Raw genomic sequence first — 12,972 nt, forward strand, 5'->3', positions numbered from 1 at the left:
CGTGTCGCGCTTCTCCAATCTGGGTCACCGGCTCTACCAGGGCGAGGTCAGTTTCGACTTCGTCGGGCGCCGCAAGCTCTGGTACTCCATCTCCGGTGCGATCGTGCTGGTCGCGGCGATCGGCCTGGCCATGGGCCTGCACCTGGGCATCGAGTTCAAGGGCGGCTCGGTCTACACCGTGGCCAAGCCCGGCCTGTCCGTCTCGCAGGCGCAGGAGAAGGCCGACCAGGTCGTCTCCTCGCACCCGCTGGTGCAGTCGACCGACAACGGCAAGATCCGCATCCAGGTCAGCACCGAGGAGCCGAAGAGCTCGGACGAGGTGCGCTCGCAGCTCGCCGAGAAGATCGGCGTTCCGCTGGACACCGTCGAGGCCCAGGTGATCGGCCCCAGCTGGGGCAAGCAGATCTCCAACAAGGCGCTCACCGGTCTGATCGTCTTCATGATCCTGGTGACGGTCTACCTGGCGATCGCCTTCGAGTGGCGGATGGCGGTGGCCGCCCTGGTCGCCCTCATCCACGACCTCCTGATCACCATCGGCGTCTACGCCCTGGTGGGCTTCGAGGTCACCCCCGGTACGGTGATCGGCTTCCTGACGATCCTCGGTTACTCCCTCTACGACACGGTCGTCGTCTTCGACACCGTGAAGGAGAACACCAAGGGGCTCACCAAGCAGAACAAGCTCACCTACAGCGACGCGGCCAACGCGGGTCTCAACCAGACCCTGGTGCGCTCGCTCAACACCACCGTGGTGGCGCTGCTGCCGGTGGCCGCGCTGCTGTTCATCGGCGGCGGCTTCCTGGGCGCCGGCACGCTGAACGACATCTCGCTCGCGCTGTTCATCGGTCTCGCGGCCGGTGCCTACTCCTCGATCTGCGTCGCCACCCCGCTGCTGGCGCAGCTCAAGGAGGAGCAGCCGACGATGAAGGCGCTGCGCAAGCGGGTCCTGCAGCACCGGGCCTCGGCCGCCAAGGCCGAGGACGCGGTGCCCGCGGACGAGCTCGCGGACGAGGGCCAGCCTGCGGGTATGGTCGGTCAGCGTGGTCGCTCGGCCGGCACCCGTGCCAAGGGCCGTCCGTCCACCAAGAGCTGAGCCCCGACCCTAAGGACCGACACCGTGACCACCGCCGACACCGCACTGGCCGAGCTGCTGAACAGCCGGATCCGGGACGTCCCGGACTACCCGAAGCCGGGTGTGCTGTTCAAGGACATCGCGCCGCTGCTCGCCGACGCCGCGGCCTTCGGCGCCCTCACCCGGGCGCTGGCGGACCGGGCGAAGGAGCTCGGGGCGACCAAGGTGGTGGGCCTGGAGGCGCGCGGCTTCGTGCTGGCGGCCCCGGCGGCCTTCGCGGCCGGGCTCGGCTTCGTGCCGATCCGCAAGCAGGGCAAGCTGCCCGGCGAGGTGTTCCGGCGCTCGTACGAGCTGGAGTACGGCGCGGCGACGCTGGAGGTGCAGTGCGACGCCTTCGCACCGGGTGAGCGGGTGCTGGTGGTGGACGACGTGCTGGCCACGGGCGGCACCATCGGCGCCTCGCTGGACCTGGTGAAGGAGGCCGGCGCCGAGCTGGCGGGCGTCGTGGTGCTGATGGAGCTGGGCTTCCTGGACGGCCGCGCGCGGCTGGCCGGGCACCTGAACGGTGCTCCGCTGGAGACGCTGGTCACGGTCTGAGGCAACTGCGGAAGGGCGGCGGTCGGAACATCCGACCGCCGCCCTTCCGTTTCGTGGCCCGGCCGGATGAACACCGGGGCGCCCGGCTCGGTACCATGAAGATTCATCCCCTCCCGGTTGTGTCCGTCCGTTCGGGCCACGGCAGGGGTCGGCCCGGTGCCCCGAGGAGTAGTCCTTGCCCGACGAGGTTGTGCCCACGGCCGCAGCGGCCGCCCCCGAAGACAGTCCCACGCCCTCGGGGGCCACCCCGGCACGCCCGGCGCCGACCTCCTCGCGTTCGCTCGCCCCGTCCGGCCGGGGCTCCACCGGTGGCATGCGCGCCCGCCTGGCCCGCCTCGGCGGCCAGCGCACCAGCGTGCTCAACCCCGTCCTGGAGCCGCTGTTCCGCTCGATCCGGGCCAACGACCCCAAGGCCGACCCGGCGCTGCTGCGTGACATCGAGAAGGCGTACGCGGTGGCCGAGAAGTGGCACCGCGGGCAGAAGCGCAAGAGCGGCGACCCGTACATCACGCACCCGCTGGCCGTCGCGACGATCCTGGCCGAGCTCGGCATGGACGCCCCGACCCTGATGGCCGGGCTGCTGCACGACACCGTCGAGGACACCGACTACGGCCTGGAGACCCTGCGCAAGGACTTCGGCGACTCGGTGGCCCTGCTGGTCGACGGCGTCACCAAGCTGGACCGGGTCAAGTTCGGCGAGGCCGCGCAGGCCGAGACCGTCCGCAAGATGGTCGTGGCGATGGCCAAGGACCCGCGCGTCCTGGTGATCAAGCTGGCCGACCGCCTGCACAACATGCGCACGATGCGCTACCTCAAGCGGGAGAAGCAGGAGAAGAAGGCCCGCGAGACGCTGGAGATCTACGCTCCGCTGGCGCACCGGCTGGGCATGAACACCATCAAGTGGGAGCTGGAGGACCTCGCCTTCGCGATCCTCTACCCCAAGATGTACGACGAGATCGTCCGGCTGGTCGCCGAGCGCGCCCCCAAGCGGGACGAGTACCTGGCGACCGTGATCGACCAGGTCCAGGCGGACCTGCGCGGCGCCCGGATCACCGCCTCCGTCACCGGTCGGCCGAAGCACTACTACTCGGTCTACCAGAAGATGATCGTCCGGGGCCGGGACTTCGCCGAGATCTACGACCTGGTGGGCATCCGGGTCCTGGTCGACACCGTCCGCGACTGCTACGCGGCGCTGGGCACCATCCACGCGCGGTGGAACCCGGTGCCGGGGCGGTTCAAGGACTACATCGCGATGCCCAAGTTCAACATGTACCAGTCGCTGCACACGACGGTGATCGGCCCCGGCGGCAAGCCCGTCGAACTCCAGATCCGCACCTTCGACATGCACCGACGGGCCGAGTACGGCATCGCCGCGCACTGGAAGTACAAGCAGCGCGCGGTCGCCGGGGCGTCCAAGGTCCGCACCGACACCCCGACCCAGGTCCGCAAGGACGACAAGGCCGGCGCCGTCAACGAGATGGCCTGGCTGCGGCAGCTGCTGGACTGGCAGAAGGAGACCGCCGACCCGGGCGAGTTCCTGGAGTCGCTCCGCTTCGACCTGGCCAGCAACGAGGTCTTCGTCTTCACGCCCAAGGGCGACGTGATAGCCCTGCCGGCCGGCGCGACCCCGGTCGACTTCGCCTTCGCGGTGCACACCGAGGTCGGCTACCGGACGATAGGCGCCCGGGTGAACGGGCGGCTGGTGCCGCTGGAGTCGACCCTGGAGAACGGCGACACCGTCGAGGTGTTCACCTCCAAGGCGGAGAACGCAGGGCCGTCCCGGGACTGGCTGGGCTTCGTCAAGTCGCCGCGCGCCCGCAACAAGATCCGCGCCTGGTTCTCCAAGGAGCGCCGCGAGGAGGCGATCGAGCACGGCAAGGAGGCGATCGTCCGGGCGATGCGCAAGCAGGGCCTGCCGATCCAGCGGATCCTGACCGGCGACTCGCTGGTCACCCTGGCCCACGAGATGCGCTACCCCGACATCTCCTCGCTCTACGCCGCGATCGGCGAGGGCCACGTCGCCGCGCAGAACATCGTCCAGAAGCTGGTCCAGGCGCTCGGCGGCGAGGAGGGCGCGACCGAGGACCTGGCGGAGACCGCCACCCCGACGCACGACACCCGCCGCGCGGCGCGCCGCCGGGCCAAGGGCGACCCGGGCGTGATCGTCAAGGGCGTCGAGGACGTCTGGGTCAAGCTCTCCCGCTGCTGCACGCCGGTGCCGGGCGACCCGATCGTCGGCTTCGTGACCCGCGGCAACGGCGTCTCGGTGCACCGCGCCGACTGCGTCAACGTCGAGGCGCTGAGCCAGCAGCCGGAGCGCATGATCGACGTCGAGTGGGCGGCCACCCAGTCCTCGGTCTTCCTGGTGGCCATCCAGGTCGAGGCGCTGGACCGCTCCCGCCTGCTCTCGGACGTCACCCGGGTGCTCTCCGACCAGCACGTCAACATCCTGTCGGCGGCGGTGCAGACCTCCCGCGACCGGGTGGCGATGAGCCGTTTCACCTTCGAGATGGGCGACCCGAAGCACCTCGGCCACGTGCTCAAGGCGGTGCGCGGCGTCGAGGGCGTGTACGACGTCTACCGCGTCACCTCCGCGCGCAAGTAGCCGCGCGCGAGCAGCCGCACGCGAAGGGGCCCCGGGATCGACCCGGGGCCCCTTCGGTGTTCCTGCGGCGTCCGATCAGCCGCTGAACTCCTCCTGGCTGCGGTGCGCCTGCTCCAGCAGGGTCTGCACGCCGGTCAGCTCGGACTCCAGCTTGGCGACCCTGGAGGCGTTGCCGGCGGCGCGGGCCTTGTCCAGGTCGGCCTGGATCTTGTCGGCCTTGGCCTGGAAGAGGCCGACCATGCCGGCCGCGCGGGCCTTGGCCTCCGGGTTGGAGCGCTTCCAGTCGGCGTCCTCGGCCTCGCGGATGGCCCGCTCGACCGCGTTCAGCCGGCCGTCCAGCTTCGGACGGACCTCGCGCGGCACGTGCCCGATCGCCTCCCAGCGCTCGTTGACCTCGCGCAGCGCGGCCTTGGCGGCCTTCAGGTCGGTGATCGGCAGGATCGCCTCGGCCTCGTCGGCCAGCGCCTCCTTGAGCTTCTGGTTCTCCACCTGCTCGGCGTCCCGCTCGCTGAACACCGCGGAGCGGGCCTGGAAGAAGACGTCCTGCGCGCCGCGGAACCGCGCCCACAGCTCGTCCTCGATGTCCCGCTGGGCCCGGCCGGCGGACTTCCAGCGCGCCATCAGGTCGCGGTAGGAGGCCGCGGTGGTGCCCCAGTCCGTGGACGAGGACAGCGCCTCGGCCTCGGCGACCAGCGCCTCCTTGGTCTGCCGGGCCGTCTCGCGCTCGGCGTCCAGGGTGGCGAAGTGCGCCTTGCGGTGCTTGGAGAAGACCGAGCGGGCGTGCGAGAAGCGGTGCCACAGCTCGTCGTCGCTCTTGCGGTCCAGGCGCGGCAGGCCCTTCCAGGTGTCCACCAGGGCGCGCAGCCGGTCCCCGGCCTCCCGCCACTGGGTGGACTCGGCGAGCTGCTCGGCTTCGGAGACCAGGGCGTCCTTGGCCGCGCGGGCCTCGTCCTGGGCCTTGGCGCGGGCGGCCTTGCGCTCCTCGCGCCGGCTCTCGATCTCGCCGGCGAGCGTGTCCAGCCGCTTGGCCAGGGCGTCCAGGTCGCCGACCGCGTGCCCCTCGACGACCTGCGCGCGCAGGTGCTCCAGCGCGGTCTGGGCGTCCTTGGCGGCCAGGTCGGTGGTGCGCACCCGCTTCTCCAGCAGGCCGATCTCCACCTCGATGCCCTGGTACTTGCGCTCGAAGTAGGCGAGGGCCTCCTCGGGCGAGCCGGCCTGCCAGGAACCCACGACGCGTTCGCCGTCGGCCGTCCTGACGTAGACCGTGCCCTGCTCGTCCACACGGCCCCACGGGTCGCTGCTCATAGCGCGTCCTCCACATGACGTCGCGCCCGCGCCGGGGCGGCGCGCGTCCGTCGTCCACAGTTGATGTGCGGCGGACCGATGAGTCCGCCGTCCCCGTCCGCCGTGCCTTTCTGCCGAGGGTGACGGCCAGGCGGGTGCGGGCACCCTATACAACGCCAACATAGGCGACCAGGCCCGGTGCTGTCCGCATCCGGGCCGGGCGATTTCGGTCCGGGGCCGGGCGATTTCGGTCCGGGGCCGGGCGGGGGCGGCGCGGACGCCGGCCGCCGACGGCCCCGGAGCCTATCAACCCTTCGACACCGTAACGGAGTTGAAGGTCACGTCGGCCATCGGGTGGCCGTCCGGGGAGCCCTCCAGGGTGCCGGCGGCAGCGATCTTCTGCACCGCGTCCAAGCCGCCGCTGATCTTGCCGAAGGGGGTGTAGTTCGGCGGCAGCTTGGTGTCCTTGTAGACCAGGAAGAACTGGCTGCCGTTGGTGCCCGGGCCGGAGTTGGCCATCGCCACGGTGCCCGCCGGGTAGGTCGCGCCGGCCAGGTTCTCGTCCGCGAACTTGTAGCCGGGGCCGCCCGTGCCGCCCGGGACGGTCGCGCTGGCGGTCGGGTCGCCGCACTGCAGCACGAAGATGCCGTCGGTGGTGAGGCGGTGGCACTTGGTGTGGTCGAAGTACTTCTCGCCGGCCAGGAAGGCGAAGGAGTTCACGGTGTGCGGGGCCTTGGCCGCGTCCAGCGCGATCGTCACCTTGCCGCAGTTGGTGTCCAGCGCCATGGTGTACGCGGCGCCCGGGTCGACCGACATGGCCGGCTCGGCCTGCCACTTCTTGCCGTTGGGGGCGCCCGGCGCCGGGTCGACGCAGCCCTCGACCGGCTTGCGGGTCGGGGTGGTCGGCTCGCCGGCCTGGGTCGGCGCGGCCTGCGGGGTGCTCGCGGCCGAGGTGCTCTTGTCCTTGTCGTCCGAGCTGAACGCGCCGGTGGCGATCAGGGTCCCGCCGCCGGCCAGGACCACGACGGCCAATGAGGAGCCCAGGATCGTGTTGCGGCGCCTACGCGCGGCCGCCGCCTCGACCCGGCGCTCCAACTGGCGCTCGTACTTCTCGCGGGCGAGCTGCCGCCGCCGCTGTTCGCTACTGACCACCGGCCGTGTCTCCTACGGATGTGCGGGGAAAAAGTGGATGGATTCCGGAGCGGATCATCGCATCCCTCGGCGGCCAAGTGTAGGGACCGGGCCCGTAAGGACGCGGTGAACCTGTCAGAAGGCCGCGTCCCGCCACCCCCATCTGGTTCGCAACCGGAGCCGTACCGCCGGTAGGCTGCCCGTACACCACTTGACTTCCATCCTCGTCGCCACCGACCGCATCACGAAGGACGCGCGTGTTCATCGCCGGATTCCCCGCTGGAGCCTGGGGCACCAACTGCTACCTGGTCGCTCCGGCGGCGGGCGAGGAGTGCGTCATCGTCGACCCCGGCCACCAGGCGGCTTCCGGCGTCGAGGAACTGATCCGCGAACACCGGCTCAAGCCCGTCGCCGTGCTGCTCACGCACGGCCACATCGATCACGTGGCCTCGGTGGTCCCGGTCTGCGGCGCCCGCGGCGTCCCGGCCTGGATCCACCCCGAGGACCGGTACATGATGTCCGACCCGGAGAAGGCGCTCGGCCGCTCCCTGGGCACCCAGCTGATGGGCGAGCTCACCGTCGGCGAGCCCGACGACGTGCGCGAGCTCACCGACGGCAGCGTGCTGGAGCTGGCCGGCCTGCATCTCACCGTGGACCACGCCCCGGGCCATACCGGGGGGTCGGTGACCTTCCGGACGCCCGGTGCCGAGGACCTCCCCCCGGTGCTGTTCTCGGGCGACCTGCTGTTCGCCGGCTCCATCGGGCGTACCGACCTCCCGGGCGGGGACAGCGAGGCGATCATGACCTCGCTGGCCCGGGTGTGCCTGCCCCTCGACGATTCCACCGTGGTCCTCTCCGGCCACGGCGGTCAGACCACCATCGGCCGCGAGCGCGCCACCAACCCCTACCTCCGACAGGCAGCGGGGGCGGTCGGCGCCCCGGCTTTCCCGCGACGAGGAATGTGACGGAAGAGAAGTTGAGCACCTTCACCGCCCCCAAGGGCACCTACGACCTGCTGCCCCCCAGCTCCGCGACCTTCCTGGCGATCCGCGAGCGCATCGCCGCGCCCGCCCGCCGGGCCGGCTACGGCTACGTCGAGACCCCGGTCTTCGAGGACGTGAAGTTGTTCTCCCGCGGCGTCGGCGAGTCCACCGACATCGTCACCAAGGAGATGTACAACCTCACCACCAAGGGTGGCGACGAGCTCGCGCTGCGCCCGGAGGGCACCGCCTCGGTGCTGCGCGCCGCGCTCCAGGCCAACCTGCACAAGCAGGGCAACCTGCCGGTCAAGCTCTGGTACTCCGGCTCGTACTACCGCTACGAGCGCGCCCAGAAGGGCCGCTACCGCCAGTTCTCCCAGGTCGGCGCGGAGGCGATCGGCGCCGAGGACCCGGCGCTGGACGCCGAGCTGATCATCCTCGCCGACGACGCCTTCCGCTCGCTGGGCCTGAGCGACTACTCGCTGCTGCTCAACAGCCTCGGCGACAAGCAGTGCCGCCCGGTCTACCGCGCCGCCCTGATCGAGTTCCTGGCCGGCCTGGACCTGGACGAGGACACCCGCCGCCGCGCCGAGATCAACCCGCTGCGCGTCCTCGACGACAAGCGCGAGTCGGTGCAGGCACAGCTCACCGACGCCCCGAAGCTCCGCGACTACCTGTGCGAGGAGTGCAAGGCGTACGACGAGAAGGTCCGCGAGCTGCTCACCGCGGCCGGCGTGGCCTTCGTGGACGACCCGAAGCTGGTCCGCGGCCTGGACTACTACACCCGCACCACCTTCGAGTTCGTGCACAACGGCCTCGGCGCCCAGTCCGCGATCGGCGGCGGCGGCCGCTACGACGGCCTGTCCGAGATGATCGGCGGCCCGGCGCTGCCGTCCGTCGGCTGGGCCCTCGGCGTGGACCGCACCTTCCTCGCGCTGGAGGCCGAGGGCGTCACCCTCGACCTGCCCGCCGCCACCGCCGTGTACGCGGTCGCGCTCGGCGAGGAGGCCAAGAACATCCTGTTCGCCAAGGTGATCGAGCTGCGCCGGGCCGGCGTCGCCACCGACCTCGCCTTCGGCGTCAAGAGCATCAAGAACGCCATGAAGTCCGCCGACCGGTCCGGCGCCCGCTTCGCCCTGATCGCCGGGGACCGGGACCTCGCCGAGGGCGTCGTCCAGCTCAAGGACCTGAGCACCGGCGAGCAGACCCCCGTCGTCCTCGACGCACTCGTCACCACCCTGAAGGAGAAGCAGCTGTGATCCGCACGCACGACGCGGGCACGCTCCGCCCGGAGCACGCAGGCACCACCGTCACCCTGGCCGGCTGGGTCGCCCGCCGCCGCGACCACGGCGGCGTGGCCTTCATCGACCTGCGCGACGCCTCCGGCACCGTGCAGATCGTGGTCCGCGACCTCGACTCGGTGCACGGCCTGCGCGCCGAGTACTGCGTCAAGGTCGTCGGCGACGTCCGCGTCCGCCCCGAGGGCAACGAGAACCCCGACATCCCGACCGGTGCCGTCGAGGTCGTCGTCAGCGGGATCGAGGTGCTCTCCGAGGCCGCCCCGCTGCCCTTCCCGGTCGCCGAGTACGAGCCGGGCACGGTCAACGAGGAGGTCCGGCTGCGCTACCGCTACCTGGACCTGCGCCGTGAGGGCCCGGCCAAGGGCCTGCGGCTGCGCTCCAAGGTCAACAACATCATCCGCCGGGTGATGGAGGAGAACGACTACCTCGACATCGAGACGCCGTACCTCACCCGCTCCACCCCCGAGGGCGCCCGCGACTTCCTCGTCCCGGTCCGCCTGCAGCCCGGCCACTGGTACGCGCTGCCGCAGTCGCCCCAGCTGTTCAAGCAGCTGCTGATGGTGGCCGGCATGGAGCGCTACTACCAGATCGCCCGCTGCTTCCGCGACGAGGACTTCCGCGCCGACCGGCAGCCGGAGTTCACCCAGCTGGACATCGAGGCCTCCTTCGTCGACCAAGAGGACATCCTGGCCCTCGGCGAGAAGATCATCGGTGCCGTCTGGCGCGAGGTGCACGGCTACGAGATCCCGAACCCGCTGCCCCGGATGACCTACGCGGACGCCATGGGCCGCTACGGCTCCGACAAGCCGGACGTCCGCTTCGGCCAGGAACTCACCGACCTCACCGAGTACTTCAAGGGCACCGAGTTCCGCGTCTTCCAGGCCCCGTACGTCGGTGCCGTGGTCATGCCCGGCGGTGCCTCGCAGCCGCGCAAGCAGCTGGACGCCTGGCAGGACTGGGCCAAGGCGCGCGGCGCCAAGGGCCTGGCCTACGTGCTCATCGACGCCGAGACCGGCGAGCTGCGCGGCCCGGTCGCCAAGAACCTCTCCGAGGAGCACCTGGCCGGCCTCGCCGCCGCCGCGGGCGCCAAGAACGGCGACGCGGTCTTCTTCGCGGCCGGCAAGGAGCGCGCCTCGCAGGAGCTGCTCGGTGCCGCCCGTCTGGAGATCGGCCGCCGCTGCCAGCTGATCGACGAGTCGAAGTGGGCCTTCCTCTGGGTGGTCGACTTCCCGATGTTCGAGCCGATCGAGGACGACAAGGGCGCCTTCCAGGGCTGGCACGCGGTGCACCACCCGTTCACCGCCCCGACCGCGGAGTCGCTGGACACCTTCGACACCGACCCGGGCTCGGCGCTGTCCAACGCGTACGACCTGGTCCTCAACGGCTCGGAGCTGGGCGGCGGTTCGATCCGTATCCACCAGCGCGACGTGCAGAAGCGGGCGTTCGACGCGATCGGCCTCTCCGAGGAGGAGGCGGCCTCGCAGTTCGGCTTCCTGCTGGACGCCTTCAACTACGGCCCGCCGCCGCACGGTGGTGTCGCCTTCGGTCTGGACCGGATCGTCACCCTGCTCGGCGGGTACGACACCATCCGCGACGTCATCGCCTTCCCGAAGACGTCCACCGGTGGCGACCCGCTGACCGGCGCCCCGACCCCGATCACCCCGGCGCAGCGCCGCGAGGCCGGCGTGGACGCCCAGCCCAAGGTCCGCGAGGACGCCAAGTCCGAGGCTCAGCCGAAGTCCTGACGAAGCGTCATCCGCTAACCTGCAACGGCCCCGGACGGTCCACCCACCGTCCGGGGCCGGTCCACAACGACGTGTGACACAGGGAGGGTTGACTCATGCAGGTCACAGAAGTCACAGAAGTCACCACGAGAGTCGAGTGTCCGCAGGACGCCCCGGCGACCAGACGCGTCCACATGGCCGCGTTCCCCGGCCCGGACGAGGCGGACCTGGTGGACGCGCTGCGTCGCGATCCCGCCTGGCTGCCCGGGCTGTCCCTGGTCGCGGTCGACGAGACCGGACTGGTGATCGGCCACGCGCTGCTGACCCGGCTGTGGGTCGGGGACGGTGAGGCGCTGGCGCTCGCACCGGTCGCCGTGGCGCCCGAGTGGCAGCGCAGGGGCGTCGGCGAACTCGTCGTCCGGGCCGCGCTGTCGGCGGCCGAGGAAGCCGGGGAGAAGCTCGTGGTCGTCCTCGGCGATCCCGGGTACTACGGGCGGTTCGGCTTCGCGCCGGCCGGGCGGTACGAGGTCGCCGGCCCGTTCGAGGTGCCGGAGGCCTATTTCCAGACGCTGCCGCTGGCGGCGTACGACGGCGGCCCGCGCGGGCTCTGCCGCTACCCCGAGCCCTTCGTCGCGGTCTAGGCCGCCGCTCCTCGCCGTCGGCCCTGTTCCGTTCCGGCCTGCGAATCCGCCGTGCTGCGCCTACGGTGAGTGTGCATCAGCGTCGGTCGGACGGAGGAGCAGAGCGTGGCCGCGAAGCCGGAGCGACTGGCGAGGAAGCCGTACGAGCGGGAGCTGCTGCGGCTGCAGCACGAGCTGGTGAAGCTCCAGGAATGGGTGCGGGTCGAGGGCGCCCGGCTGGTGGTGGTCTTCGAGGGACGTGACGCCGCGGGCAAGGGCGGAGCGATCAAGCGGGTGACGGAGTACCTGAACCCGCGCATCGCCCGGGTCGCGGCGTTGCCCACGCCGACCGAGCGGCAGAAGAGCCAGTGGTACTTCCAGCGGTACGCCGAGCAGTTGCCGGCGGCCGGGGAGATCGTGCTGTTCGACCGGAGCTGGTACAACCGCGCCGGGGTCGAGCGGGTGATGGGCTTCTGCACCGACGAGGAGTACTGGCAGTTCCTGCACCACTGCCCGACCTTCGAGCGGATGCTGATCGAGGCGGGCATCCTGCTGCGCAAGTACTGGTTCTCGGTGAGCGACACCGAGCAGGAGCAGCGCTTCCGGGACCGGCTGGAGGACCCGATGAAGCGCTGGAAGCTCTCCCCGATGGACATCGAGTCGATCATCCACTGGGAGGACTACTCGCGGGCCAAGGACGAGATGTTCGTCCACACCGACATCCCCGAGTCGCCCTGGCACGTGGTGGAGAGCGACGACAAGCGCCGGGCCCGGATCAACATGATCGCCCACCTGGTCTCCAGCCTGCCGTACCACGAGATCAAGGCGCCGCGGATCGAGCTGCCGCCCCGCCCGGCCTCGCGCGGCTACCAGCGGCCCCCGCGCGACCTCCAGAAGTACGTTCCGGACCACGCTGCCAAACTGGACTGAAGACGGGGTTTCTCCGGACGCCGCATCCGAGAAACGGCCCCGCGTGGCGTCCGGACGTCCTCAGGAGGCACGCTCATGTTCGTTCGCACTGTCTATGCCACCGGGAACCCGGACCGGATCGAGCAGACCCTCGACGCGCTCCGCACCGAGGCCCTCGCACTGCTCTCCGGCCGGCCGGGCTACCGCGGCTACGGGCTGTTCGCCGACCGGGAGCTGGGCAAGATCGCCATGGGCTCCTGGTGGGAGTCCGCCCAGGCCGAGCGCGACAGCGACCGGGAACTGGGCGGCCGCCGCGCCGAGCTCCTGGCGACACTCGCGGGCACCGTGACCACCGAGGTCTGGGAGGCCGTGGTGGTGGCCCCGCCCGGCGAGGCCGGACCGGGCGCCGGGTTCCGGCTGGTGCGGGTCGACGTCGACCCGGCCGGGGTGGACCGGCTGGCCGACGTCTTCCGAGAGCGCGCGCTGCCCACGCTGGAGAAGATGCCGGGATTCGTGACCGGCGCGCTGCTGGTCGACCGGGCGACCGGCCACGGCTCTGTGGGCGCGGTCTTCGCGGACCGGGACAGCCTGGTGGCCTCCCGCGGACCGCAGGCCGACGCCCGGGCCCAGGCGATCGCCGTGGCCGGCGCCACCCTGCGGTCGGTGGAGGAGTTCGACGTCGTCCTGATGGACCGCCGTCCGCCGCAGCAGTGAGCGGTGAGCGGTGAGCGGTGAGCGTTGAGCGGTGGGCG

The 12,972-nt window shown here is 71.2% G+C and carries 11 protein-coding genes; 9 read left to right on the forward strand and 2 right to left on the reverse strand.

Annotated features, from left to right (window positions below; all coding sequences use genetic code 11):
• Position 1: 1 nt before the first annotated feature.
• The 3 genes from secF to ACZ51D_RS10315 all read left to right on the forward strand — a co-directional run bounded on the left by secF (position 2) and on the right by ACZ51D_RS10315 (position 4,271).
• The gene (gene secF, locus ACZ51D_RS10305) at positions 2-1,090 is read left to right on the forward strand and encodes a protein translocase subunit SecF (protein ID WP_465617055.1); all 1,089 of its coding nucleotides are present in this window, start codon (positions 2-4) and stop codon (positions 1,088-1,090) included.
• 24 nt (positions 1,091-1,114) lie between these two features.
• Positions 1,115-1,666, forward strand: a complete 552-nt coding sequence (locus tag ACZ51D_RS10310; RefSeq protein ID WP_465617057.1) for an adenine phosphoribosyltransferase — start codon at positions 1,115-1,117, stop codon at positions 1,664-1,666.
• 175 nt (positions 1,667-1,841) lie between these two features.
• A complete protein-coding gene (locus ACZ51D_RS10315) occupies positions 1,842-4,271 on the forward strand; it encodes a RelA/SpoT family protein (RefSeq protein ID WP_396287727.1) in 2,430 nt (809 codons plus the stop codon).
• A 75-nt stretch (positions 4,272-4,346) separates the two neighbouring features.
• Here the strand turns inward: ACZ51D_RS10315 and ACZ51D_RS10320 are convergent, their stop codons facing one another.
• Positions 4,347-5,576 (reverse strand): DUF349 domain-containing protein, encoded by a 1,230-nt coding sequence (locus ACZ51D_RS10320; protein WP_360498475.1) that lies wholly within the window; start codon positions 5,574-5,576, stop codon positions 4,347-4,349.
• Between the two features lie 285 nt (positions 5,577-5,861).
• The gene (locus ACZ51D_RS10325) at positions 5,862-6,707 is read right to left on the reverse strand and encodes a peptidylprolyl isomerase (protein ID WP_465661839.1); all 846 of its coding nucleotides are present in this window, start codon (positions 6,705-6,707) and stop codon (positions 5,862-5,864) included.
• 236 nt (positions 6,708-6,943) lie between these two features.
• Here ACZ51D_RS10325 and ACZ51D_RS10330 point away from each other — a divergent pair, with 236 nt between their 5' ends.
• From ACZ51D_RS10330 to ACZ51D_RS10355, 6 genes are all read left to right on the forward strand, one after another.
• Positions 6,944-7,651, forward strand: a complete 708-nt coding sequence (locus ACZ51D_RS10330) for an MBL fold metallo-hydrolase (RefSeq protein WP_360498479.1) — start codon at positions 6,944-6,946, stop codon at positions 7,649-7,651.
• An 11-nt stretch (positions 7,652-7,662) separates the two neighbouring features.
• Complete coding sequence (hisS, locus tag ACZ51D_RS10335; protein WP_360498481.1) at positions 7,663-8,925, forward strand: histidine--tRNA ligase; 1,263 nt, start codon at positions 7,663-7,665, stop codon at positions 8,923-8,925.
• Entirely contained in the window at positions 8,922-10,712 is a 1,791-nt protein-coding gene (gene aspS / locus ACZ51D_RS10340) for an aspartate--tRNA ligase (protein WP_465661841.1), read from the forward strand. The genes hisS and aspS overlap by 4 nt, the downstream gene beginning before the upstream one ends.
• 173 nt (positions 10,713-10,885) lie before the next feature.
• Positions 10,886-11,332 (forward strand): GNAT family N-acetyltransferase, encoded by a 447-nt coding sequence (locus tag ACZ51D_RS10345; protein WP_360498485.1) that lies wholly within the window; start codon positions 10,886-10,888, stop codon positions 11,330-11,332.
• 105 nt (positions 11,333-11,437) lie between these two features.
• On the forward strand, positions 11,438-12,241 hold the full coding sequence (ppk2, locus tag ACZ51D_RS10350; protein WP_465617065.1) for a polyphosphate kinase 2: 804 nt from the start codon (positions 11,438-11,440) through the stop codon (positions 12,239-12,241).
• Between the two features lie 75 nt (positions 12,242-12,316).
• Positions 12,317-12,934: a hypothetical protein gene (locus tag ACZ51D_RS10355; RefSeq protein WP_465617067.1), complete on the forward strand. Its 618-nt coding sequence runs from the start codon at positions 12,317-12,319 to the stop codon at positions 12,932-12,934.
• Positions 12,935-12,972: the final 38 nt, after the last annotated feature.

Source organism: Kitasatospora sp. NPDC033851 (assembly GCF_055576085.1).

Bases quoted from the DNA above. Each gene is read 5' to 3' on its own strand.
- ACZ51D_RS10355 (WP_465617067.1), top strand. From the start codon at position 12,317: ATGTTCGTTCGCACTGTCTATGCCACCGGGAACCCGGACCGGATCGAG.
- ACZ51D_RS10320 (WP_360498475.1), bottom strand. From the start codon at position 5,576: ATGAGCAGCGACCCGTGGGGCCGTGTGGACGAGCAGGGCACGGTCTAC.
- ACZ51D_RS10345 (WP_360498485.1), top strand. From the start codon at position 10,886: ATGGCCGCGTTCCCCGGCCCGGACGAGGCGGACCTGGTGGACGCGCTG.